Genomic DNA, 23930 nt, shown 5'->3' with positions numbered 1-23930 from the left:
GTGACCTCGTGCGGCGTTGTGGGCCTCATGAACACGACGACACCGTTCTCGCTGCGCCTCTCCTGGGCCCAGGGTCTCTTCGAGCGAGGTGACCACGTGGCCGCCGCGACCGCTTTGGCCGAGCTCGTCGACGAGGCCGAGTCGTCGCGCACGGCCGAGGCCGCGGACGAGGGCGTGCTCCACTCCGTCACCGACCTCAGGCTGATGCTGGCCCGCGCCTACTTCCAGTCGGCGCAGCTCGGTCGGGCCGAGGCGACCCTCAACGAGGTCATCGAGCAGTCGCCGACGGACTCCTACGCGCACCTGCTGCTCGGTCGCACGCTCCAGCGCGCCGGCCGGCACGCCGAGGCCGCCCGCCCGCTCGCCCTCGCCGAGATCCTCGGCGACCACGCGCGCCCCCAGGCCTACGGCTCCGCACCGGTCGACCCCACCGCACCGGGCGACCCTGCCGTCACCGCCGACACCGTCTGACCGCGGGGCCACTCGAGTGGCCCCGCGTCACTCGTGACGGATGGGGCCACTCGGCCACTCGTTTGACGGGACGTGGCGGGTGGGGCGTCGAAGGGGCGGGAGCCGTCGGCTGCCGCCCCTTCGACGTGCGCTCGTGTGCCCCGACTCAGCGGGCGCGGAGGCTGTCGCGGATCTCGGTGAGCAGGATGACCTCCTCCGAGGGAGCCTCGGACTCGGGCTCGACGCCGGCCTTGCGCCGCTCGGCGAGGTGGTTCATCGGGACGACGACGATGAAGTAGACCGCCGCAGCCACGATGACGAAAGCGACGAGCTGGGTGAGGAAGGCGCCGATGTGGACGCCGCCCGGGTTGATCGACGAGAAGTTCGGCTTGCCACCGACCTTTCCGATGAGATCCATGATGACGGTCACGAACGCCTCGACCACCTTGGCGAACGCCGTGCCGATGACGACCGCGACCGCGAGGTCGACGACGTTGCCTCGCATCAGGAAGTCCTTGAAACCCTTGATCATGCGCGTCCCTTTCTGTGCCCCTGGACTGGGTGATCTCGATGCCTCGGGGGTGGATCTCGACCCGCCCCCGTGGGTCCTGCCTGTCCGTGCTGAGCCTGCGACCCGTGTGCGACGCTGCGACGAGAGTGGCGCGTGGGGCGCGCACTCCGGGCAGCCCGAGCCTACTGTGCAGGTCCCGGCCCGTGTCGGACGGCGACGACCAGGCCCTGGCCTGCCTCGAGAGCGCTGAGGCCTCGAGCCACCTCGGCGGCCTGGGTCGGGTCGAGAGCCAGGGTCAGCCGCGCGGGCGCACCGGAGACGAGCCCGGTCGACGCCTCCGCCGCGCGGACGGCGAGGACGACGACGTCGGTCGCGGCCCGGGTGCCCGAGCCGGTGGCGTAGAGGTCGACGTGGTCGCCCGGCCGCACCCCGACCGAGGCGGCGTCGAGGACGGGCACGCTGAGGGCCACGTGATCGCCGGGCTGGCCGGCCAGCAGGTCGCCGCCGACGAGGCGCTCGGGCGTCACGACCTCGTGGACGGCCAGGGGAGCGGCGGCGACGCGACCGACGGCCGTCTGCACCGTCGACAGGGCGGTCACGGGTCGCTGACCCCCGGGTCGGACCGCGACCGTGACGTCGTCGGCGGCGATCGTCTGTCCGGCCGCGACGTCGCGGGCCATGACGACCGTTGGTGCGCCCGCGCCTCCAGCCGGCGCCGGACGCAGCGCGGCGACCGTGACGAGCACCGACAGGGCGGCGAGCACCGCCGCGGCCCACCGCCGCCAGCGGGTGCGCCGGGCCCGACGCCGCCGCGGACCGTCGGGCCACGCGGCCCGACCGCCCGGGCGACGCCAGCGGGAGCCCGAGCGCACGCCGGCCACCATCAGGGGAGCGGGAAGGGCAGCTCGAGACCGTCGAGGCTGCGCCGGCACGGGCAGGTGGCCGTCTCGTCGGGCTCGTGCGCCGGCATCTGGCCGATGGCGTCGCGCAGGATCGAGGTGAGGTGCTCGACGTTGGTCGCGAAGACGCGCAGGACCTCGTCGTGCGTGACGGCGTCGCCGCCCTCGACGCCGGCGTCGTGGTCGGTCACCATGGCGATCGTCGTGAAGCACATGGCGAGCTCGCGGGCCAGGGCTGCCTCGGGCATCGTCGTCATGCCGACGATGCCGAACCCGGCCTGCTGGTGCATGAGCGACTCGGCGCGGGAGGAGAAGCGTGGTCCGTTGACGACCACGAGGGTGCCCTCCGTGACGACCTCGAGCTCCGAGAGCCGGGCCGCGGCGACCGCGACGTCGCGGCCGTTGGGGCAGTAGGGATCGGCGAACCCGACGTGGACGACCGGACCCTCCGTCTCGTAGATGGTGTGGGCCCGCCCCCACGTGCGGTCGACGACCTGGTCGGGCACGACGATGGTGCCCGGTCCGTGCTCGGGCTTGAGCGAGCCGACCGCGCAGGGGGAGAGGATCTGGCGGACGCCGACGGCGCGCAGCGCCCAGAGGTTCGCGCGGTAGTTGACGCGGTGCGGCGCGAAGCGGTGGCCCTTGCCGTGCCGCGCGACGAAGGCGACGCCGCGGCCCTCGACCTCGCCGATGACGAGCGGGTCGCTCGGGCGGCCGAACGGGGTGTCGACGTCGACGGTCTCGTAGTCGTCGAGGAACTCGTAGAGGCCCGACCCGCCGATGACGCCGATCTCGGCGCGCGGACCCGGGGCGGGCACTCCCGGGACGGCGGGGTCGGACAGGGTCGTCTGCTCAGTCGTCATGCGAGGAGCCTAGGGCGGGCACCCGGCCGGCCGGACGGCATACGCCCTCGGGTGGGGACAACGTCCCCCGAGCTCAGGTGGCTGTGGACGACGTCGACGCGGTCTTCGACGGCGTCGAGGTGCTCGAGCCGCCTGACGAGTCGGAGGACGAGGAGGACGAGGTCGACGAGGAGGACGAGGTGGACGACGCGCCGTCCTTCTTCGCCGTGTCGCCCGAGCCCGCGCCGTCCGAGGCCGCCGGCGTCGACGCGCTCTTGGACGCGGCGCGCGAGTCGGTCTTGTAGAAGCCGGAGCCCTTGAACGCGATGCCGACCGGGTGGATCACCTTGCGCAGCCGGGGCTCGCCGCACTCCGGGCACACCGTCAGGGAGTCGTCGGTGAACGACTGGCGGATGTCGAAGGCGTGGCCGCACTCTTGGCACGCGTAGGAGTAGGTGGGCACAGGTGAACCTCGGACGTCGGGGGCGGAAGATGGCCGAGGGTCAGTCTACGGCCAGCCGGCGAGGCGCCCGCCCCGGCTGATCTCGCGGATGCGCCGCTCGGTGCGCTGCTTGACCTTGGACGTCGTGACGACGAGGAGCCGGTCGCCGTGGCGGATCGTCGTGTGCCGCTCCGGCACGAACCCCTCGCCTCCGCGTACGACGAGCGTCACGTTGGCGCCCTTGGGCAGGCGCAGCTCGAAGACGGCGACCCCGTGCAGCCGCGACTCGGCCCCCACTGTCACCTGGATGACGTCGGCGCTGATCTCCATGAGCGAGGTCGACTCGAGGTCGACGTCGACGGAGTGGACCTGCTCGGTGAGACCGAGCCGACGGGCCACCCACGGCAGCGAGGGCGCCTGCACGATCGTGAAGATGACGACGAGCATGAACACGAGGTCGAAGATCCATTTGGTGTCGGGCGTTCCCACGACGAGCGGCACGGTCGCGAGCACGACCGGCACCGCGCCCCGCAGCCCCGCCCACGACAGGAAGACCTGGTCGCGCCAGGGGACCTTGAACCACGAGACGGATGCGAAGACCGACAGGGGACGGGCGACGAGGAGCAGGACGAGGCCGATGACGATGGCCGGAACGATCTGCTCGTCGAGGCGCCTCGGGTCGGCGAGCAGGCCGAGCAGCACGAAGAGCCCGATCTGCGCGATCCAGCCCAGCGCGTTGGCGAAGCTCTGGAACGCCACCCGGTTGGGCAGGCCCATGTTGCCGAGCACGAGGGCCGCGAGGTAGGTCGCGAGGAAGCCGGAGACGTGGATCGCGGCGCCCACGGCATACGCGAGGACGGTGAGCGCGACGACGCCGATGGAGAAGAGGGCGGACGAGGCGCCTGCCACGCGGTGCAGCAGCTGGCCCCCGAGCCAGCCCACGGCGACCCCGACGAGCGCGCCACCGGCGAGCTCCAACGCAGCGTGCAGGAGCAGCACCCACCACGGGTCGGCGGACCCGCCCGGCACCCCCTGCGCGGAGAAGGCGACGACGAGGATGACGACGGGGGCGTCGTTGAAGCCCGCCTCCGCCTCGAGCATCCCGGAGAGGCGCTTGGGCAGCGGCACGTTGCGCAGCACCGCGAAGACGGCGGCGGCGTCGGTCGAGGTGACGATGGCGCCCATGAGGAGCGAGATCGTCCACGACAGCGGGAGGAAGGCGTGCGCGGCCACCGCGACGACGAGCACCGACACGACGACGCCGACCGTCGAGAGCACCGCGGCAGGGGCCACCGAGTCCTTGATGTTGGACCACGACGTCGTCAGGCCACCCTCGGCCAGGATGAGCACGAGGGCGGCGTAGCCGAGCACGCGGGTGATCGACGCGTCGTCGAACTGGATGCCGGCGCCGGCGTTGCCGAGGGCCAGGCCGATCCCGAGGTAGATGAGCAGCGACGGCAGGCCCGAGCGGACCGACAGGCGCACGGCCGCGACGGCCACGAGGAGCACGAGCGACCCGATGAGGAGCACGCGCGTCAGGTCGTCGAGGTCCATGGTCGACGACGTGATGCTCGCGAGTGCGGTCAACGGCAGCTCCTCAGGTGTGGGGCAATCCAACCATCCCGGTGCCCCCGCCCGTGGAGCGGTCCGCGGGGCGTCGCGCACGGGTCGGAGCGTTTGTCGTCGGTTCGGCAACGATGTCGCGCGGCGCCCGGCGGGCTGCGAGATGCACCGTCCGCGGTGGCCTAGGCTCGTCGCGTGTCACGGTTGAAGCGCGCCCGTCGGATCGTCCTGCTCGTCGCCGTCCTCGTCGTCATGGCGGTGGTCGGCGTCGGGATCCTGGCGATCGGGGTGGTGCGGCAGTCGTTCCCGCAGACCTCGGGACAGCTCGAGATCGAGGGCCTGACGAGCTCGGTGTCGGTGCACCGCGACGCCCAGGGCGTCCCCACGATCTACGCCGACAACGCGAGCGACCTCTTCCGGGCGCAGGGCTTCGTCAGCGCCCAGGACCGCTTCTTCGAGATGGACCTGCGCCGCCACGTCACGGCCGGCCGGCTCTCCGAGCTCGTCGGCAGCGCCGGCCTCGACAAGGACAAGGTCATCCGCACGATGGGCTGGCGCCGCATCGCGGAGCAGGAGCTGCCCAAGCTCGCGCCCGAGACGCGGCAGTACCTCCAGGCGTACGCCGACGGCGTCAACGCGTACATCAAGAAGGCCGAGACGCCCGAGAAGATGTCGCTCGAGTACACCGTGCTGGCCCGCCGCAACCCCGGCTACCGCGTCGAGCCGTGGACGCCCGTCGACTCGCTCTCGTGGCTCAAGGCGATGGCGTGGGACCTGCGCGGCGACTACAACGACGAGCTCGCCCGCGCCCGCCTGTCGCGCACGACGCGCTCCCTCAAGCAGATCAACCTGCTCTACCCGCCCTACCCGGTCGACCGCAACCAGCCGATCCTCTCGGAGCAGGACTGGCAGCCCGCGTCCGCGAGCGACCAGGCGGCGAGCCCGGCGCCCGCGGCCCTGACGGCCATGCGCTCCGAGGACGGCAACGCCGCCATCGACTCGGCGCTCGCATCGGTCAACGCGGTCCCGTCGAGCCTCGGCCGCGGCGACGGCATCGGCTCCAACTCGTGGGTCGTCTCGGGCTCGCGCACGACGACGGGCAAGCCGCTGCTCGCCAACGACCCGCACCTCGCCCTGTCGATCCCCGGCATCTGGGGCCAGGTCAACCTCCAGTGCCGCACCCTGAGCGCGGCCTGCCCCTTCCAGGTCTCGGGCTTCACCTTCTCGGGGCTGCCGGGCGTCGTCATCGGCCACAACGACAAGATCGCGTGGGGCATGACGAACCTCGGCCCCGACGTCACCGACTTCTACCTCGAGCAGGTCTCGGGCGACGGCTACCTCCGTGACGGGCTGACCAAGCCGCTCGAGACGCGCCAGGAGGTCATCAAGGTCGCCGGTGGCGCCGACGTGCCGCTGACCGTGCGCTCGACGGTGCACGGGCCGATCATGTCCGACATCGTCCCGGCGATCGACGCGGCGGGTGACCGCAGCGTCGTCCGTGGCGCTCCCCAGTCCAACCGGTATGCCGTGTCGCTCGCGTGGACGGCGCTGACCCCGGGCACGACGGCCGACGCGATCTTCGCCCTCAACCGGGCCACCAACTGGTCGGACTTCCGCAAGGCCGCGGCGCTCTTCTCGGTGCCGTCGCAGAACCTCGTCTACGCCGACACGGCCGGCCACATCGGCTACCAGGCTCCCGGCAAGATCCCGGTGCGACGGTCGGCGACGCCCGCAGCACCCCCCGGTTTCTGGCCGTCGCCCGGCTGGGACTCGCAGTGGGACTGGAAGGGCTACGTGCCCTTCGACGACCTGCCCAACACCTTCGACCCCGCCGAGGGCTTCATCGTCACGGCCAACCAGGCCGTCACCGCGAGCCCGACGCCGTTCCTCACCTCGGAGTGGGACTACGGCTTCCGGGCGCAGCGCATCCGTACGCTGCTCGCCGCGACCCCCAAGGTCTCGCCCGAGACGATGTCGCAGATCCAGGGCGACACCCGCAACACCTACGCGCCGGGCCTCGTCGAGCGCCTCCTCGCCGTGCAGGTCGACGACTTCACGGCGCAGGCCCAGCGCCTGCTGCGCGACTGGGACGGCAACCAGCCCAACGACAAGACGCGTGACGCGGCCTCGGCGGCGTACTACAACGCCGTGTGGAAGCACCTGCTCGAGTACACCTTCGACGAGCTCCCACCCGACATCGCGCCCGACGGCGGCAGCCGGTGGATGGTCGTCATGGAGCAGCTGCTCAAGGACCCCAAGAACGACTGGTGGGACGACAAGACGACGCCCGGCGTCACGGAGGGCTCCGGCGAGATCCTCAAGCGCGCGCTCGTCGAGGCGCGTCTCGACCTCGCCCGCGAGCTCGGCAAGGTGCCCGCGACGTGGCGCTGGGGCCGACTGCACTCGCTCGACCTGACGCACCAGGTCATGGGCGCCGACGGCGTGCCCGAGCTCGTCCAGAACCTCTTCAACCGCAACGACATCGAGCTCGGCGGCGGCAACTCCATCGTCAACGCCAACGCGTGGAACGCCTCGAAGCCCGGCTACGACGTCACGAGCGGCCCGTCGATGCGCATGGTCGTCGACCTCGGCAACCTCGACGCGTCGCGCTGGGTCAACTCGACCGGCCAGTCGGGGCACGCCTACGACGACCACTACTCCGACCAGATCGACGCCTGGGCGGCCAACGAGACCTTCGGGTGGCCGTTCAGCGCGACCGCGGTGCGCGAGGCGACCGACGACGAGCTGACCCTCGTGCCGCCGTCGCCGACGTCGAACCCGTAGCCCTGCGGGCCACGGGCTGGCGGGCCCCGGGCCTTCGGGCCGGGTCAGGGGTCGGCCGGGTCAGGGCCGGGTCAGCGACGTCGGCCGCGCACGGATGGCGTATGCCGGGTGCTCGGGTCCCGCGGTCGGGCTCGGCTCCCGCGGTCGGGCTCGGCTATGTACGCGCGTCAGCGCAGCCGCACGACGCGTCCGGTCGTCGTGACGTAGCCGTCGACCGGGAGGTCGTGGGCGTCGGCCGGTAGGTCGGTGTCGCTCTGCTCGCCCTCGTGGAGCAGCGTCACGACGGGTGTGGCCGGGTCACGGTGGAGCAGGGCCCGGTCGTAGCAGCCGCCGCCCTGGCCGAGGCGCGTGCCGTGCTCGTCGACGGAGAGCCCGGGCGTGACGACGAGGTCGCACGTGGCGAGGGCGTCGGTGCCGAGCCAGCCCCGTCGCTCGTCGGCGTCCGGTGCGTGGCCGCCGTGGCCGGGGCGGCGCACGGTCGCGTGGTCGCCCGAGGCGCCCGGGACGGCATACCTCCACTCGAGCGAGAAGTCGTCGAGCACGACGGGCACGATGACCTCGTGGCCGGCCGCGAGGAGCGCCTCGACGAGGCGGCCGGTCGGCGGCTCGTCCGGGAGGGACTCGTAGACCGCGACCCGGGACGGGTCGGGCACGAAACGCAGCACGGCCTCGGCGATCGCCGCCGCGGCGGCGTCGCGCTCGGCCGGGGTGAGGCGCGCCGCGATCTCACGCCGCCGGGCCCGCGCGGCGTGACGCAGGTCACGCTTGCCCGGGCCGCTCACGGGGAGCACATTCCGCGCACTCGGGTGACGCACATGCGGCCCATCGTAAGGTGATGCCCATGAGTGACCAGGGGCTCCACGCGTCCGTCGCACTGATGCGCGACCGGGGCCTCGGTCCTGAGGCGATCAGGGTGTTCGAGCACTACTACGAGCAGTTGCAGGCGGGCGCGCTCGGCACGATCCCCGAGGAGTCGATCGAGCCCCTCGGTGAGGTGCAGACCCTCCGCGGTGTCCAGGTGTCCGACGAGGAGGCGCGCGAGGCGCTGTCGCGCACCGCCGTCATCAAGCTCAACGGTGGCCTCGGCACCGGGATGGGCATGACGGGGGCCAAGTCGGCGCTCGAGGTCAAGGACGGCCTGACCTTCCTCGACATCATCGCCCTGCAGGTGCTGGCCCTGCGTGAGCGCTGGGGCGTCGAGCTCCCGCTCGTGCTCATGAACTCCTTCCGCACCTCGGAGGAGTCGCTCAAGATCCTCGCGAAGTACCCCGACCTGCCGGTCGAGGGGCTGCCGCTCGACTTCATCCAGAACGCCGAGCCCAAGCTGCGCCCCGACGACCTCATGCCGGTGCAGTGGCCCGACGACCCCGAGCTCGAGTGGTGCCCGCCGGGCCACGGCGACATCTACGTCTCGCTCGTCACGTCCGGTGTGCTCGACTCCCTGCTGGAGAAGGGCATCCGTTACGCGTTCCTCTCCAACTCCGACAACCTCGGCGCGACGTGCGACCCCGACGTCGCCGCGTGGATGGTCGAGCACGGCCTGCCCTACGTCGCCGAGGTGTGCAAGCGCACGAAGAGCGACCGCAAGGGCGGTCACCTCGCGGTGCGCAAGTCCGACGGCCGGATCGTGCTGCGCGACACGGCGATGGTCGCCGAGGGGGAGGAGCGCTACTTCCGCGACATCAAGCGGCACAACACCTTCAACGCCAACAACGTGTGGATCAACCTCGAGGTCCTGCGCGAGCGGATGACGGCCAAGCAGGGCGTCCTCGGCCTGCCGATCATCGTCAACCACAAGAACGTCGACCCCGCCGACCCGAGCTCGCCCGAGGTCATCCAGATGGAGTCGGCGATGGGCACGGCGATCGAGGTGTTCGAGGGGTCCGAGGCGATCCTCGTGCCGCGCACCCGCTTCCGTCCGGTCAAGACGACGAACGACCTGCTCGTCATCCGGTCCGACTTCTTCACCCTCGACGAGGGCTACCACGTCGTCGCGACCGTCGACGGGCCCGAGCCCTACGTCGACCTCGACTCGGCCTACCGCTTCGTGTCGGGCTTCGAGCAGCGCTTCCCCAAGGGGGTGCCCTCGATGCGCGACTGCACGAGCCTGCGCGTCATCGGTGACCCCGTCTTCGGCCGCAACGTCCGCTGCGTCGGCGACGTGCTCATCGACGGCTACCGCCGGGTCCTCGACGACGCGGTGCTCGGCGAGCTGCCGACGCCGACGCCGGCGCCCGTCACGACGCCGGGCGACGTGCGCACGGTCGACGAGCACCTCAAGGCCATCCTCTCGACGCTCGAGCCGTCGCCGACCGAGTGGACGCCGCTCACCGAGGCCCTCGGCCTCGTCGTGGCCCGCGACGTCCGGGCCAAGGTCAACCTGCCGCACTTCGACAACTCGTCGATGGACGGGTATGCCGTCCGCGCCGAGTCGCTCGCATCCGCCGGTGAGTCGCCGGTGCGCCTGCGCATCGTCGGCGAGGTCGCCGCGGGTGCCAGCCCGACCTTCTCCGTGGGCGTCGGAGAGGCGGCCAGGATCATGACGGGCGCCCCGATCCCCGAGGGGGCCGACGCCGTCATCGCCGTCGAGGACACCGACGCGGCCGCGACGGGCGACGTGGAGTGTCGCGTGGCGGTGCCGCCGGGTCGGTTCATCCGTCCGCAGGGCGAGGACGTGTCGTCGGGCGCGGTCATCGTCTCGGCGGGCGAGGTCGTCGGCGCCCGCACCATCGCGCTGCTCGCGGCGTGCGGTCATGCTGAGGTCGAGGTCCACCGGCGGCCGCACGTCGTCGTGCTGTCGACGGGTGCCGAGCTCGTCGAGCCCGGAAAACCCTTGCAGCCCGGGCAGATCCACGACTCCAACTCCTCCATGCTCTGGGCGGCCGCCGTCGGCGCCGGAGCCTCGGCCGAGATCCGCGCCGCGGTCGGAGACTCCGACGAGGAGCTGCTCGCCGTGCTCGACGAGGTCGTCGCCGTGGCCGATGTCGTCATCACGAGCGGCGGTGTCTCGATGGGGGCCTACGACGTCGTCAAGAGCGCTCTCCGTGGTGAGGGCATCGACTTCGTCAAGGTGGCGATGCAGCCCGGCAAGCCGCAGGGCTACGGGCTGCTGACCGGGCCGGGTGGCAAGCAGGTGCCGCTCTTCGCCCTGCCCGGCAACCCGGTGTCGTCGTTCGTGTCGTTCGAGGTCTTCGTGCGCCCGGCGCTGCGCCGGCTCATGCGCCTGACCCCCGAGAAGCGACGCCTGCGGCCCGCCACGCTCATCTCCGGCGTCGAGTCCTTCGGCGGCCGGCGCCAGTTCGGTCGTGCCGTCGTGTCACGGTCGGCCGAGGGCACGCTCGTCGCCGTGCCCGTCGCGGGCCAGGGCTCGCACTTCGTCGCCGACCTCTCCCGGGCCAACGCGCTCTTCGTCGTTCCCGAGGACGTGACCGAGCTCGTCGCCGGCGAGGTCGTCGACGTCCTCGTCCTCGACAGGGAGGCCTGATGAGCGAGGCCACCGAGGACTTCGGAGCGCGCGAGGCGCCCGGCCTGACCCACGTGCGCGCCGACGGCAGCGCCCACATGGTCGACGTCTCGGCCAAGGCCGTGACCGCCCGCGAGGCCAGCGCGGCGGGACGCGTCCTGCTCAGTGCCGACGCCGTCGCAGCGTTGCGCTCGGGGACGGTCCCCAAGGGCGACGCCCTGGCGGTCGCCCGCATCGCCGGCATCCAGGCCGTCAAGCGCACGCCCGAGCTCATCCCGCTCGCGCACCCGATCGCCGTGCACGGTGTCGAGGTCGACGTGACGGTCGCCGACGACGGCGCCGACATCACGGCGACGGTGCGCACCGCCGACCGCACGGGCATCGAGATGGAGGCGCTCACCGCGGTGACGGTCGCCGCGCTCGCCCTCATCGACATGGTCAAGGCCGTCGACAAGCACGGCCGGATCACCGACGTCCGCGTCACGGCGAAGTCCGGTGGTCGGTCGGGGGACTGGCATGAGTGAGGCTCCGGGCGTGGGGCGCCGGGCCGTCGTCGTCACGTCCTCGACCCGAGCCGCCGCCGGTGTCTATGCCGACAGGTCCGGCCCGGTCATCGTCGAGCGCCTCCGCGCCTGGGGCTTCGAGGTGGGCGAGCCGGTCGTCGTGGCCGACGGCGACGAGTTCGGCCTGGCGCTTCGCGAGGTCCTCGCTAGCGAGCCCGAGCTCGTCATCACGACCGGGGGGACAGGCCTCACCCCGACCGACGTCACCCCCGAGCAGACCGCACCGCTGCTCGACCGGCTCGTCCCCGGCGTCGCCGAGGCGATCCGCGCGGCCGGCGTCGGCAAGGGGGTCCCGACGGCCATGCTCTCGCGCGGCCTCGTCGGCCTGGCCGGGCGCACCTTCGTCGCCAACCTCCCCGGGTCGCGCGGCGGTGTGACCGACGCCCTCGACGTGCTCGAGCCGGTCCTGGGTCACGCCCTCGACCAGATCCCTGGCAGTGACCACTGACGTGAGGACGCGGATCCCGTTGCGCCGCTTCGTGATCCGGCGTCGACCGAGGTCTGGGGGATCCGTCGGATGAGGATGCCGTGGCGCCCACACCGGGACGGTCAGGCCCGCTGGCCCGTCGTCCTGCGTGATGCCTCGTCCGAGCCCGCGATCGTGCTGCGGCCCCTGCGTCTGGACGACGAGCGCGACTGGCAGCGGGTGCGGCGTGACAACGCGGCATACGTCCAGCCGTGGGAGCCGACCCTCCCGCCGGGCTCGCCCGCGCGGGCTCCGGTCTCCTTCCGGCAGTTCGTGCGCGACCTCGACACCGAGGCGCGCGCCGACCGTGCCATGCCGTGGTGCATCGAGGTCGGCGGTCGCATCGTGGGGCAGGTCCACCTCTTCGGGATCGTCCGCGCCGCGCAGCAGTCGGGTGCTGCCGGCTACTGGCTCGACGAGTCCGTCACCGGGCAGGGCATCGCGACCCGCGCTCTCGCACTGGCGGTCGACCATGCGCTCGGCGCGGGTGGGCTGCACCGCATCGAGGTCAACATCCGGCTCGACAACGTGCCCTCGCTGCGCGTCGTCGAGCGACTCGGCCTGCGTGACGAGGGCGTGCGCGAGCGGTTCCTCCACATCGACGGCGCCTGGCGGGACCACCGCTCCTTCGCCATCACGAACGAGGACCTGTGCGGATCGACTCTCACGGCTCGCCTGTCACAGGTGTAACACCAGCCTCTTGCGCGACACGCCTCGAATGTGCGGGGCCGTTACCGAACCGCGTCCTACCGTGGGTCACGTGCCAGTCAGCAGCCTCATCTTCGTCGTCATCGTGGCGATCTGGGCTGCCTATCTCGTGCAGCACTGGGCCCGCCGTCGCGAGGACGCTGCCGCGACCCGGTCGGTCGAGGGCTTCTCCGAGGCCATGCGCGTCCTCGAGAAGCGACCGGCCCTGCCGACAGCGGCGCTCAGCACCCCGCGCCCGCACTCGTATGCCGTCAAGCCCGCGAGCACCGGCCGTCCCACCGTCGACGTGAAGCGGGCCGTGCCCGCCGGCACGTCGCGCCGGCACTCTCCGCTCGTCGCGCGTCGCTCCGACGAGCGGGTGCTGGCGAGCGCGCTTGTCGCGTCGGGCTCCTCGTCAGACCCGAGCCAGACCGACCACGACATCGCCCCCTACTCCGCCGAGGTGGACCGCATGCCCGAGTCAGCGCGACCGACGAGCCACGCGGACCGGAGGCCGGCTCGACCCACGGCGTCTGCGCGGGTTCCGCTGGCACAGCGCCGCCTTCGCGCGGCGCTGCTCCTCGTCGCGGTCGCGTGGCTGCCGGTCTCCGTCGTGCTGACGGTCACCGACGTGCTCATGTGGATCTCCATCCCGTTCGCCGTGCTCACCGTCGCCGCCGTGCTCGTGTGGCTGCGGGCCGAGGCCCAGGCCGACCGCCTGCGCACCGGCTCGGATGCGGGGGAGCGCCGCGGTCAGGGTGGCCGGCGGGGTCGTCGCCACGCCAGGTCCTACGACGCGCACGACGCTGCGCACCAGGTGCCGCTCCTCTCGAGCGACGACACGCAGGTCATCCGCAGCACCGCCGCGGCAGCGCAGTCGGAGGTCGTGGCGGTCTCGCAGGAGTCGCAGATCGTCGTCGCCCAGCACGTCGAGTCCGGCGTCTTCGACGTCCAGGCGCCGATCACCGGTGAGGTGCCGGTCGCCGCGGCCGCCGTCGAGCCGCCCGCGGAGGGCAGTTGGAGCCCCGTCCCGGTGCCGCGCCCGACCTACTCGCTCAAGGCCAAGGCCGAGCCGCGCTACACCGAGTCCGGCATCCCGGCCGACGTCTTCGACACGCCGGAGTTCGCCGAGGAGGCCGAGGAGCTCGACGACCGGGCCCTCTTCGCCCGCCGCGCCGTCTCCCAGTAAGGCGGGGTTCGCCCCGCCCCACGGACGAGCGCCAACTCGGCCAGGGCGGACCTGGTCAGCGGACCGGTCCCGCCAAGCCCGCGCCAACTCCGCCCAGGCGGACCTGGCGACTGGACCGGTCCCGGCAAGACCGCGCCAACTCGGCCAGGGCGAAGCTGGCGACTGGATCAGGGCCGGCAAGGCCGCGCCAACTCGGCCAGGGCGGACCTGGCGACTGGACCGGTCCCGGCAAGACCGCGCCAACTCGGCCAGGGCGGACCTGGCGACTGGATCAGGGCCGGCAAGGCCGCGCCAGCTCCGCCAAGGCCATGTTGGCGGATTGCGCAGGATCCACCCGAAACCGTTTTGGGCACCCCGGCGCCTGGTCGGGCTCGGGTGGGATGCCCGGGTCGACGGTTTGGGGGCCGTGGCGCTTGGTCGTGCGTGGGTGGGGTGCCTGGGTCGACGGTTTGGGGGCCGTGGCGCTTGGTCGTGCGTGGGTGGGGTGCCTGGGGCGTCGGTTTGGGGGCCGTGGCGCCCTTACGTGGGGCGCGCTCGACATTGGCCTGGTACGCGTCCGGCCGGGTCTGCGCTCTGGGCGCGGACCCGGCCGGACGGCATACGACCCCGGGTGACCGGTCAGGCGTTGGCTGGGGCTCCGCCCTCGTCGGCGGACGCCGCCATCTCCCGGTCGAGCTCGCCCTCCGACTCGTCGCTGAAGAGGTGCTTGCCCACGGCGTTGAGCACCGCGGCGAACGGGACGGCGACCAGCGCACCGACGATGCCGGCGATGATCGAGCCGGTCGCGATGGCGAGGATGACGGCGAGCGGGTGGACGCTGACGGCCTTGCCGAGCAGGAACGGCTGGAGCACGTGCGACTCGAGCTGCTGCACGCCGATGACGACGGCGAGCATGATGAGCGCGACGCCCGGGCCGTGCGCGACGAGCGCGAGCAGCACCGCGACGGCCCCCGAGAGCAGCGCTCCGACGATCGGGATGAACGCGAGGATGAAGACGAGGATGCCGATCGCGAACGCGAAGGGGACCTTGAGGATCGCGGCGCCGACCGAGATGCCGACCGCGTCGACGAAGGCCACGATCATCGTGGCGCGCACGAACGCCGACAGCTGGTGCCAGGCGATGACGCCCGAGGAGTTGACCCGGGGGCGGGTGGCGCGTGGGAAGAGGCGCACGACCCAGCCCCAGATGCGCGGGCCCTCGTAGAGGAAGAAGAAGAGCGAGAAGAGCGCGATGAACAGGCCGGCGACGAAGTGCGTCGCGGTCAGGCCGACCGAGGTCGCGGTGTCACCGAGGTTGCCCGACTCGCTCACCTTGTCGCGGATCGTGTTGAAGTACGCGTCGAACTGCGCGTCGGTGATATTGAAGGTCGTGCGCACCCAGTCGCGGATGCGCTCCAGTCCGGTGGCGACCTGGCTCGTCAGGTCGGACAGGCCGCTGCTGAACTGCGTCCCGACGAGCGTGAAGAGCGCGCCGATGAACAAGATCGTGCCGACGAGCGTGATGCCGGCGGCGGCTCCCGGCTTCATCCGGTGGTGCAGCCACGTCGCGACGGGGCGCAGCAGCGCCGTTAGGAGGATGGCGATGGCGACCGGCACGACGATCTCGGAGACCGAGCGCACCGCCAGCGAGAGCAGGAAGATGGCCGCGCCGATGAGCAGGAGGCGCCACGCCCACTCGCTCGCGACCCGGATGCCGGGCGGCACGGCCGCCGCCTCGATACCCGGCAGCTCCGGGGCGAAGGGAGGATCGACCTGCAGGGTGTCGCCGTCGTGGGTGGAGACGGGCTGGGTGGCGGCGGAGGGCGTGCCGGAGGGGTTGGCATGGTTGTCGGTCACGACCACACCGTATGCTGCCGGGCCTCGCTTCCGGGGGATCGCCCTGCGCGGTGGCGTCACGCGGGTGCGTGCTGGACCGTCATCACCGTCGTGCGACCGGCGCGTCCGAGGCGGTGATGTCCCCGACGGTCATGACCGTTCGAGCCCGCCACTGTCGGCGCCGCGCTCCGGCTGCGTACGCTCGAGGGCATGGAACCCGACGCTCGTGCCGACCGGCCCGTCCTCGCCGTCACCGGCTCGACCGGGTGGCTCGGTGGGCTCGTGGCCCGGGACCTCGCCGACCGCGGAGTGAGCCAGCGGCTGCTCGTGCGTGACGTGGCTAGGGCACCAGAGCTGCCGGGCTCCGTCGCGGCGCCGTGCAGCTACCGCGACGCCGATGCGGCCCGCGCTGCCCTCGAGGGTGTCGAGACCCTCTTCATGGTCTCGGCCGCCGAGAACGAGGACCGGCTCGCCGAGCACCGGGCCTTCGTCGATGCCGCTTCGGCTGCCGGGGTCGCGCACGTCGTCTACGTCTCGTTCTTCGGCGCCGCGCCGGACGCGACGTTCACCCTGGCGCGTGACCACGCGGCCACGGAGCAGTACCTCCGCGACTCCGGCATGGCATGGACCTTCCTGCGCGACAACCTCTACCTCGAGTTCATGGACCACATGGTCGGCGAGGACGGCGTCGTCCGAGGTCCCGCGGGCGACGGCCGGGCCGCGGTGGTCGCGCACGACGACATCGCCCGTGTCGCGGTCACCGTCCTGCTCGACCCGGCCGCGCACGCAGGCGCGACGTACGCCCTCACCGGGCCCGAGGCGCTGACGTTCACCGAGATGGCGGAGGTCATCACCGACGTCACCGGGCGCGAGGTGCGCTTCCACGACGAGACGGTCGAGGAGGCGTACGCGTCCCGCGCGGTCTACGGGGCACCGGACTGGCAGGTGGACGCCTGGGTGTCGACGTACACCGCCGTCGCCGCGGGTGAGCTCGACGGCGTCAGCGGCGATGTCGAGCGGCTGACCGGTCGCCGACCCACGTCCCTGCGCGAGTACCTCGAGTCCCAGCACCCGTCGGGGTGATCGCGGCACCCACGTGGGTGGCGACATGACCTCGAACCCGTGGGAGGGCGCGGCTGGACGTCAGCCGACGAGGTCGGCCGTCTGCCGGGCGATGGCGAGCTCCTCGTTGGTCGGCACGACCGCGACGGCGACCCGTGACCCGTCAGGAGAGATGACGCGTGCGTCGCTCGATCCCGACGCGTTGAGGTCCACGTCGACCGCGATCCCCAGCTCGGCGAGTCCGTCGGCGACCGCTGCCCGGACCGGGGCGCTGTGCTGTCCGATGCCCGCCGTGAAGACGAGCACGTCCGCCCCGCCGAGGATCGCGAGGTAGGCGCCGACGTAGTGCTTGAGCCGGTGGACGAAGACGTCGAACGCGAGACGCGCATGCTCGTCGCCGGCATCGACCTGCTGCACGAGCTCGCGGAAGTCGTTGACGCCGCTCAGGCCGAGGACCCCGGACCTCTTGTTGAGGAGGGTGTCGATCTCGTCGAGCGTCATCCCCGCCTCGCGGGCGAGGTATGCGTGCAGCCCGGGATCGACGTCGCCGGAGCGGGTGCCCATGACGAGCCCCTGCAGCGGCGTCAGTCCCATCGACGTCTCGACGGCCTGCCCGCCGCGCACCGCCGAGGCCGAGCACCCGTTGCCGAGGTGGAGGATCACCTGGCGCAGGTCGGCGAGGGGGCGTCCCAGCAGGTCGGCGGTCGCCTGCGCGACGAACTGGTGCGAGGTGCCGTGGAAGCCGTAGCGGCGGATGGAGTGCTTCGCGGCGAGGTCGCGGGGCACGGCATACGTCGACGCTGCGGCGGGCAGCGAGGAGAAGAAGGCGGTGTCGAAGACGGCGACGTGGGGCACGTCGTAGTGCTGCCGAGCGGCCTCGATGCCGATGACGGCAGCCGGGTTGTGCAGTGGCGCAAGGGCGCTCAGCACCTTGATGCGGTCGAGCACGGCGTCGTCGATGACGACCGGCTCCGAGAAGTCAGGGCCACCGTGGACGACCCGGTGGCCGACGGCGCGAAGCTCCACCTCGTCGAGGTCGACACCGTCGGCGCGCAGCTGGGCCGTCATGGCCTCGAGCGCGGCCGAGTGGTCGGCGACGTCGCTGCCGGCCTCGCCGATGCGCTCGACGATCCCACCGGCGCGGACGTCGCCCGACTCCGGCACGACGAGCTGGTACTTGAGCGATGACGAGCCGGCGTTGAGGACGAGAACGGGCTGGTCGTCTGTGGGGTCGGTCACTCGCCGCCTCCCTGCTGCTCGGTCGAGACGCCTTGCGCCTGGACGGCGGTGATGGCGACGGTGTTGACGATGTCGTCGACGAGGGCGCCGCGGGAGAGGTCGTTGACCGGCTTGCGCAGACCCTGGAGCACCGGGCCCACGGCGACGGCGTGGGCGCTGCGCTGCACCGCCTTGTACGTGTTGTTGCCGGTGTTGAGGTCGGGGAAGACGAAGACCGTGGCGTGGCCGGCGACGTCGGAGTCGGGCATCTTGGCCCGGCCCACGACGGGGTCGATGGCGGCGTCGTACTGGATCGGGCCGGCCAGCGCGAGATCCGGTGCCCGCTGGGCGATGAGCTCCGTTGCGGCACGGACCTTCTCGACCTCGGCGCCGGAGCCGCTCGTGCCGGTCGAGTAGGAGAGCATCGCGACCCGCGGCTCGATCCCGAACTGCTGGGCGGTCTGTGCCGAGGAGATCGCGATGTCGGCCAGCTGCTCGGCCGTCGGGTCGGGGATCACCGCGCAGTCGCCGTAGACGAGCACCCGGTCGGCGAGACACATGAGGAAGACGCTAGAGACCGTCTTGACCCCGTCGGCCGTCTTGACGAACTCGAGTGCCGGACGGATCGTGTGCGCCGTCGTGTTGACCGCGCCGGACACCATGCCGTCGGCGAGGCCGAGGTGGACCATCATCGTGCCGAAGAACGAGATGTCGGTGACGACCTCCCGGGCGCGCTCGACGGTCATGCCCTTGTGGGCCCGCGCGGCGGCATACTCCTGCGCGAAGCGCTCGACGAGGTCGGTGTCGGTGGGGGAGACGACGGTCGCGGCGTCGAGGTCGAGCCCGAGCGCCGACCCGCGGGCCCGCACCTTCGTCTCGTCGCCGAGCAGCGTCAGGTCGGCGACACCACGTCGGAGCAGCACGTCGGCGGCCTCGAGGATGCGGTCGTCCTGGCTCTCGGGGAGCACGATGTGCTTGCGGTCCGAACGAGCCCGCTCCATGAGCTGGAACTCGAACATCAGCGGCGTGCGCACCTCGGAGGCCGAGACGTCGATGGCGGTCAGCAGGGCGGACTGGTCGACGCTCTCGGCGAAGAGCCGGCGTGCCGTCTCGATCTTGTTGCGTGATCCCTTCGTCATCGGCCCGCGCACCTGCATGAGCCGCTCGGCGGTGCGGAAGGTGCCGTCGTCGGTGAGGGCGATCGGCAGGTCCTGCTGGACGCCGGCCGACAGGCGCGAGATCGTCTCGGGGATCGGGTAGCCGCCGGTGAGGATGATGCCCGCCAGGGTCGGGAAGGTGCCGGACTGGTGGGCGAGCAGGAGCCCCGGGATGAGGTCGGTGCGGTCGCTCGGGGCGATGACGGTGACGTCCGGGCCAAGTCGGGCGAGCACGTTGGGCAGGCTCATCGCCGCGACGACGAGCCCGAGGCTGTCGCGGTCCATCCACGACTCGCTGCCGAGGACGAGCCGCGCCCCGATCGCGTCGGCGAGGGCCCGGAAGCTCGGCGCGGAGAGGAGCGGGTTCTCGGGGATCGCGGCGGTGACCGGGAACGGCAGGGTGCCGAGCACGGCCCGCACCTCGTCGAGGTCGGCCGGGTCGACGCGGTTGGCGACGACGGCGACGGTCTGGGCGTGGTTGGCACGCAGCTCGGTGATGGCGCTGTCGGCGGCCACCCGGATCTGGTCGGGCGTGCGGTCGCGGCCGTGCACGACGAGCACGACGGCCGAGCCGAGGTTGGCCGCCACCCGCGCGTTGAAGGACAGCTCGGTACCGGTCGAGATGTCGGTGTAGTCGGAGCCGAGCACGATGACGACCTCGAAGCGCGCGCTCAGCGCCCCGAACCGCTCGACGATGAGGTGGAGCGCTTCGTCGGGGTCCTCGTGGGCCTGGGCGTACGTGACGCCCAGGGCCTCGTCGTAGGTCTGCTCGACACCGGGCTGGCTGACGAGCATCTCGACGATGTGGTCGACCTCGTCGTCGGGGCCGGTGCCGCCGAGCGTCGTCAGCGGGCGGTAGACACCCACCGAACCGACCTCGCGCAGCAGGGCGTCGAGCAGCCCGAGGGCCACGGCGGACTTGCCCGTCAGCCCCTCGGGCGAGGCGACGTAGACGCTTCGGCTCACGCCACGAACCTATCGGTCCCGCGGCTCCCGGCGCCGCACCTCGATCGACGGAGGCTCCCGGAGCGACTGTCCGACGACGCAGTAGCGCTCCGTGGCGGTGGCGAGGCGTTGCAGCGTGGTGTCGTCGGCGTCCGTCGTGACCTCGGCGACCACTCGCGGGCCGAGGATGCCGACCGGTGCCGTCCGGTCGACACCGAGGGTGCCGCGCGCGTCGAACGTCGCCTCCGCGCGGACCACCACCTCGCGCAGGTCGACGCCGAACGCGACCGACACGGCGTGGAGCGTCACCCCGGCGCACGCGACGAGCGCCTCCATGAGCATGTCTCCCGAGCACGCGTCGGACCCGTCACCGCCCGCGGCCGGGTGCAGCCCGGCGCGGACCGCCCCGGCGGCGGTGCGCACCTCGACCGCGACCGGCTCGGCGAAGACGGCGCTCGCCGACACCGGGTGCACGGCCGAGGCCGGGTCCTCGCGGTAGCGGGCCTTGAGGGGCTCCTGCGCGGCCCGGAGCTCGTCGCGGTTCACGGCGCCGCACCCGGGTGCTGCTCGGTCATGGCTGTCTCCCGTCGTCCGAGGACTCTCGTGACGACACCGTATGCCGCGTGGCCGGGTCCCGGGCTCCCCGAGTCCCGGGCGCCGGGCGCCGGGTGCCGGGCGCCGGGCGCCGGGTGCCGGGTGCCGGGTGCCGGGTGGCGGGTGCCGGTGCCAGGCGCCGGCTCGACCGGCGTCTGCCGGTTCAGGCCGACGTGGACAGTCCGAGCCGCCGGACGAGGCGCACGGCGTCGTGCGGCGCGTGACCCCTCGCGTCGTTGTCGAAGTAGACGTGGACGTCGTGACCCTCGTCGAGCCAGTCCCGGCACGTGCCTGCCCAGCGGTCGAGCGAGGCGTCGGTGTAGCCACTCGCGTAGAGCTCGCTCTCACCGTGCAGCCGCACGTAGCGGAAGTCGCTCGTCGCGTCGCGCATCACCGGCCAGCGGCCCGCGCTGTCGGCGACGACGAGCGCCACGCCGTGCTCTGCGCAGAGGGCCCGTGCCTCGTCGGACTCGAAGCTCTCGTGACGCGGCTCCAGGGCGTGGCGCACCGGCGCCTCGACGTCGCACGTCGTCAGCACCCGGTCCTCGGGGAGCTTGTCGTCGTGGCCGGCCGCGAGCCGGGCGGCCTCACCGGTGGAGCGTGGGAGCAGCTGGAAGAAGCGCGTCAGGCGTTCCCGGTCGAAGGACAGTCGTTCCGGGAGCTGCCAGAGGACCGGCCCGAGCTGGGCGCCGAGGGCCAGGACCCCGCTGGCGAAGAAGTTCGCGAGCGGGGTCTCGACGTCGCGGAGGGACTTCATGTGGGTGATGAAGCGTCCGCCCTTGACGGCGAGCACCACGTCAGCGGGCACGGCCGCCCGCCACGCGGCATACGAGCTCGGACGCTGGAGGGAGTAGAAGGACCCGTTGACCTCGATCGACGTCATCCGCTCGGCCGCATACGTCAGCTCGAGCCGCTGGGGGAGACCCTTGGGGTAGAAGTCGCCGCGCCACGACGGGTATCGCCACCCGGAGACGCCGATCCATGCGTGGGGCATGCCTGTCCCTTACCCAGCCGTCGGCGAGCGCCGAGACCACCGGAGCACGTCCGTGGCGGGTGTGGCGTCCGGCGGAGGTCGTGCTGCCCCGAGCGGACGGTGTCATCCGGTCCACGCGCCGCCCGGGGCCCCACGAGAGCCCTCCCACCATCTCCACGGTCAGGGCTCGGCCGGAGGTGAACATCACCCCAAGAGGATGAAAGACCTCGCGGCGTGCCGGCCCCGGACCGGGCGTCCGGCGGGGGCGTGAGGTCGTGGACCGGATCGCGGGCCGCCACCCCGGCCGGAAATCGTCGAAACGGTTCACCCTCAGCGGCTGAGGCAGCACCCCGACTCCGTGGGCAGGCTGAGGTCAACGGCGCACGTCAGCGCCCTGATCACCGCCACACCGCACCGAGGGGACTGACATGGACAACATCACGACCAACTTCTGGGACGTCCTGCTGTGGAGCTTCTGGTTCTTCATCTGGATCGCCGCGATCACCGTGTGGTTCCGGTGCATCTTCGACCTGTTCCGCGACCGCGAGCTCAGCGGATGGGGCAAGGCGGGATGGGCCGTCCTGCTCATCCTCGTGCCCTGGCTGGGCGCCCTGATCTACCTCATCGCTCGCGGCCGCAGCATGACCGAGCGTCAGATGACGGAGATGGCCCAGATGAAGGCCCAGCAGGACGAGTACATCCGTCAGGCAGCCGGCACGCAGGCGGCGGAGAGCCCGGCGGCGCAGATCGCCAACGCGAAGGGACTGCTCGACTCCGGGACCATCACCCAGGACGAGTTCGACGCTCTCAAGGCCAAGGCGCTGGCCTGACGGGGTGAGCCGCCGTGCTGCCCCCGAGCGGCCCGTCCGACACCTCCGACCGCACTGACGTCGACGGGCGTCCGCCCGGCGCGGGTCATCGGGGTCGGGTCCGCGTCGGGGGCTGCACCGTGGCGCTGGTGCTGGCCCTCGGAGCCTGCAGCACCGGGACGGCACTCCCCGATGCCCAGGTGTCCGTCAAGGAGCAGGCCCTGGACCGGGCGCGGACGGACGCCGCGGCGGCAGCGGCGCACTTCTGCACCACTGCTGCCGACTACGTCACGGCGGTCGACCGCTACGGGGACGTGCTGACGACGACGGCCCCGACGGTGGGGGACGTCCAGACGGCAGGCGCCGACCTCGAGCAGCCCCGCGCGGACGCCACCGCAGCCGCGACGGCCGCGGTCGACGCCAAGGCGGCGGTGGTGACGGCAGAACAGGAGCTGGCGGCCGCCCAGGCGGCCGCGGCCGCGGCGAACACCACGGCCGGGTCGTCGTCGAGCTCCACGACTCCGACGGCGAGCCAGAGCCCGACGCCGACCGTGCCGCCGGCGACGGTGAACCGGGTCATGCAGGCCGAGACCGAGTTCACGGCAGCCCAGGAGGGCATCGGCGCCCAGACGCCCCTGCGCCAGGCCTCCCAGCAGTTCAACGCCGCCGCCGTGGCGCTCGAGATGTCGTGGCTGGCCCTCTTCGCCGACGCCGGATGTCTGACGGACGAGGCACAGAAGTCCGCCCAGACGGCCGTGCACGACTACACGGCCACGCTGCAGCGCTCCCTCAGCGAGGCCGGATACTTCGCCGGCACGGTCGACGGCGTCTACGGGCCGTCGACGGTCGACGCCGTGGAGGCGCTGCAGAAGGCCCACGGTCTGCCGGTCACCGGCACCGTGGACAAGGCGACGCAGGCGGCCCTCCAGTCCGACCTGCAGGCGAAGGGGGGTGCGGCCGCGCAGGAGGAGCTCGCCTCGACCGCAGCCGTGCAACAGACCCTCAAGCTCGCCGGCTTCTGGGACGGTCCCGTCGACGGACGGTGGACACCCGCCCTGACGGACGCGCTCAAGGAGTTCCAGTCCGAGCTCGACGTCCCTGCCACCGGGACGGTCGATGCCGCGACCGTCGCCGCACTCGAGAAGGCCATCGCCGAGGCCGGCACGCCGACGCCCGCGCCGAGCCCCTCGGGGGCCGCATCGTCCACGGCGCCGGCGCCGTCCGCGACCACGCCGAGGGCGTCCACGACGTCCTAGTCACGGTGCTTCGACGGCGCGGTGAGCCGACGATCCAGCACGGTGCGTGGGGCGCGGGTCGATTGGGTATGCCGGTCGGCGTGGTGTTATCGTTCCTTCGCACCAAGGGGCTGTGGCGCAGTTGGTAGCGCGTCTCGTTCGCAATGAGAAGGTCAGGGGTTCGAATCCCCTCAGCTCCACCGAAGCCAGAAGGCCGGACGCGTTCGTCGTCCGGCCTTCTGGCATTTCTGATGGGGATCGGG

General features: G+C 72.2%; 21 protein-coding genes and 1 tRNA gene. 11 read left to right on the top strand and 11 right to left on the bottom strand.

Annotated elements, in window-relative coordinates; genetic code table 11:
- The first annotated feature begins 27 nt into the window (after nucleotides 1-27).
- The gene (locus tag H283_RS0118385; protein WP_043650131.1) at nucleotides 28-471 is read left to right on the top strand and encodes a tol-pal system YbgF family protein; all 444 of its coding nucleotides are present in this window, start codon (nucleotides 28-30) and stop codon (nucleotides 469-471) included.
- A gap of 145 nt (nucleotides 472-616) precedes the next feature.
- Here the strand turns inward: H283_RS0118385 and mscL are convergent, their stop codons facing one another.
- The 5 genes from mscL to H283_RS0118360 all read right to left on the bottom strand — a co-directional run bounded on the left by mscL (nucleotide 617) and on the right by H283_RS0118360 (nucleotide 4731).
- Entirely contained in the window at nucleotides 617-982 is a 366-nt protein-coding gene (gene mscL / locus H283_RS0118380; protein ID WP_020144995.1) for a large conductance mechanosensitive channel protein MscL, read from the bottom strand.
- A 161-nt stretch (nucleotides 983-1143) separates the two neighbouring features.
- Entirely contained in the window at nucleotides 1144-1833 is a 690-nt protein-coding gene (locus H283_RS26880) for an SAF domain-containing protein (RefSeq protein WP_196806019.1), read from the bottom strand.
- Nucleotides 1834-1844: 11 nt separating this feature from the next.
- Complete coding sequence (locus tag H283_RS0118370; RefSeq protein ID WP_020144993.1) at nucleotides 1845-2723, bottom strand: S-methyl-5'-thioadenosine phosphorylase; 879 nt, start codon at nucleotides 2721-2723, stop codon at nucleotides 1845-1847.
- Between the two features lie 73 nt (nucleotides 2724-2796).
- Nucleotides 2797-3165 (bottom strand): FmdB family zinc ribbon protein, encoded by a 369-nt coding sequence (locus H283_RS27325; protein WP_081633935.1) that lies wholly within the window; start codon nucleotides 3163-3165, stop codon nucleotides 2797-2799.
- 45 nt (nucleotides 3166-3210) lie between these two features.
- Entirely contained in the window at nucleotides 3211-4731 is a 1521-nt protein-coding gene (locus H283_RS0118360; protein WP_020144991.1) for a potassium/proton antiporter, read from the bottom strand.
- 228 nt (nucleotides 4732-4959) lie between these two features.
- Here H283_RS0118360 and H283_RS0118355 point away from each other — a divergent pair, with 228 nt between their 5' ends.
- Entirely contained in the window at nucleotides 4960-7491 is a 2532-nt protein-coding gene (locus tag H283_RS0118355) for a penicillin acylase family protein (RefSeq protein ID WP_051103687.1), read from the top strand.
- Between the two features lie 167 nt (nucleotides 7492-7658).
- On the opposite strand, the gene H283_RS0118350 is transcribed toward H283_RS0118355, so the two are convergent.
- Nucleotides 7659-8273 carry a 5-formyltetrahydrofolate cyclo-ligase gene (locus tag H283_RS0118350; protein ID WP_020144989.1) on the bottom strand — a complete coding sequence of 205 codons (615 nt, stop codon included), beginning with the start codon at nucleotides 8271-8273 and terminating at the stop codon, nucleotides 7659-7661.
- 59 nt (nucleotides 8274-8332) lie between these two features.
- Between H283_RS0118350 and glp the strand changes: the two genes are divergently transcribed.
- The 5 genes from glp (at nucleotide 8333) to H283_RS0118325 (ending at nucleotide 13859) form a co-directional block, all read left to right on the top strand.
- Entirely contained in the window at nucleotides 8333-10975 is a 2643-nt protein-coding gene (gene glp / locus H283_RS0118345) for a gephyrin-like molybdotransferase Glp (protein ID WP_020144988.1), read from the top strand.
- A complete protein-coding gene (gene moaC, locus H283_RS0118340; RefSeq protein WP_020144987.1) occupies nucleotides 10975-11478 on the top strand; it encodes a cyclic pyranopterin monophosphate synthase MoaC in 504 nt (167 codons plus the stop codon). Before glp ends, moaC begins: the two co-directional genes overlap by 1 nt.
- Nucleotides 11471-11965: a molybdenum cofactor biosynthesis protein B gene (locus tag H283_RS0118335; RefSeq protein WP_028785721.1), complete on the top strand. Its 495-nt coding sequence runs from the start codon at nucleotides 11471-11473 to the stop codon at nucleotides 11963-11965. The genes moaC and H283_RS0118335 overlap by 8 nt, the downstream gene beginning before the upstream one ends.
- A 75-nt stretch (nucleotides 11966-12040) precedes the next feature.
- Nucleotides 12041-12673: a GNAT family N-acetyltransferase gene (locus tag H283_RS0118330; protein ID WP_020144985.1), complete on the top strand. Its 633-nt coding sequence runs from the start codon at nucleotides 12041-12043 to the stop codon at nucleotides 12671-12673.
- 70 nt (nucleotides 12674-12743) lie between these two features.
- Entirely contained in the window at nucleotides 12744-13859 is a 1116-nt protein-coding gene (locus tag H283_RS0118325) for a hypothetical protein (RefSeq protein ID WP_156023296.1), read from the top strand.
- Nucleotides 13860-14477: 618 nt separating this feature from the next.
- On the opposite strand, the gene H283_RS0118320 is transcribed toward H283_RS0118325, so the two are convergent.
- Entirely contained in the window at nucleotides 14478-15695 is a 1218-nt protein-coding gene (locus H283_RS0118320; RefSeq protein ID WP_231372321.1) for an AI-2E family transporter, read from the bottom strand.
- 189 nt (nucleotides 15696-15884) lie between these two features.
- Between H283_RS0118320 and H283_RS0118315 the strand changes: the two genes are divergently transcribed.
- On the top strand, nucleotides 15885-16757 hold the full coding sequence (locus H283_RS0118315) for an SDR family oxidoreductase (RefSeq protein ID WP_020144983.1): 873 nt from the start codon (nucleotides 15885-15887) through the stop codon (nucleotides 16755-16757).
- 60 nt (nucleotides 16758-16817) lie between these two features.
- Here H283_RS0118315 and H283_RS0118310 read toward each other — a convergent pair whose 3' ends face one another.
- The 4 genes from H283_RS0118310 to H283_RS0118295 all read right to left on the bottom strand — a co-directional run bounded on the left by H283_RS0118310 (nucleotide 16818) and on the right by H283_RS0118295 (nucleotide 21644).
- Nucleotides 16818-17975 (bottom strand): acetate/propionate family kinase, encoded by a 1158-nt coding sequence (locus tag H283_RS0118310; protein WP_020144982.1) that lies wholly within the window; start codon nucleotides 17973-17975, stop codon nucleotides 16818-16820.
- Entirely contained in the window at nucleotides 17972-20077 is a 2106-nt protein-coding gene (pta, locus tag H283_RS0118305; protein ID WP_020144981.1) for a phosphate acetyltransferase, read from the bottom strand. The genes H283_RS0118310 and pta overlap by 4 nt, the downstream gene beginning before the upstream one ends.
- Nucleotides 20078-20086: 9 nt before the next feature.
- On the bottom strand, nucleotides 20087-20602 hold the full coding sequence (locus H283_RS0118300) for an OsmC family protein (protein WP_020144980.1): 516 nt from the start codon (nucleotides 20600-20602) through the stop codon (nucleotides 20087-20089).
- Nucleotides 20603-20813: 211 nt separating this feature from the next.
- Nucleotides 20814-21644, bottom strand: coding sequence for a DUF72 domain-containing protein (locus tag H283_RS0118295; protein WP_020144979.1), 831 nt, complete (start codon nucleotides 21642-21644; stop codon nucleotides 20814-20816).
- A 407-nt stretch (nucleotides 21645-22051) separates the two neighbouring features.
- On the opposite strand from H283_RS0118295, the gene H283_RS0118290 reads away from it, so the two are divergent.
- The 3 genes from H283_RS0118290 (at nucleotide 22052) to H283_RS0118280 (ending at nucleotide 23867) form a co-directional block, all read left to right on the top strand.
- A complete protein-coding gene (locus H283_RS0118290; protein ID WP_020144978.1) occupies nucleotides 22052-22453 on the top strand; it encodes an SHOCT domain-containing protein in 402 nt (133 codons plus the stop codon).
- 14 nt (nucleotides 22454-22467) lie between these two features.
- Nucleotides 22468-23688: a peptidoglycan-binding protein gene (locus tag H283_RS0118285; RefSeq protein WP_020144977.1), complete on the top strand. Its 1221-nt coding sequence runs from the start codon at nucleotides 22468-22470 to the stop codon at nucleotides 23686-23688.
- 106 nt (nucleotides 23689-23794) lie between these two features.
- A tRNA-Ala gene (locus tag H283_RS0118280) sits at nucleotides 23795-23867 on the top strand.
- Nucleotides 23868-23930: the final 63 nt, after the last annotated feature.

It is taken from the genome of Terracoccus sp. 273MFTsu3.1, assembly GCF_000383675.1.
GTDB lineage: Bacteria > Actinomycetota > Actinomycetes > Actinomycetales > Dermatophilaceae > Terrabacter.
Note: the sequence above shows the minus strand (reverse complement) of the source record. Positions and strands in the feature narration are given on the sequence as shown.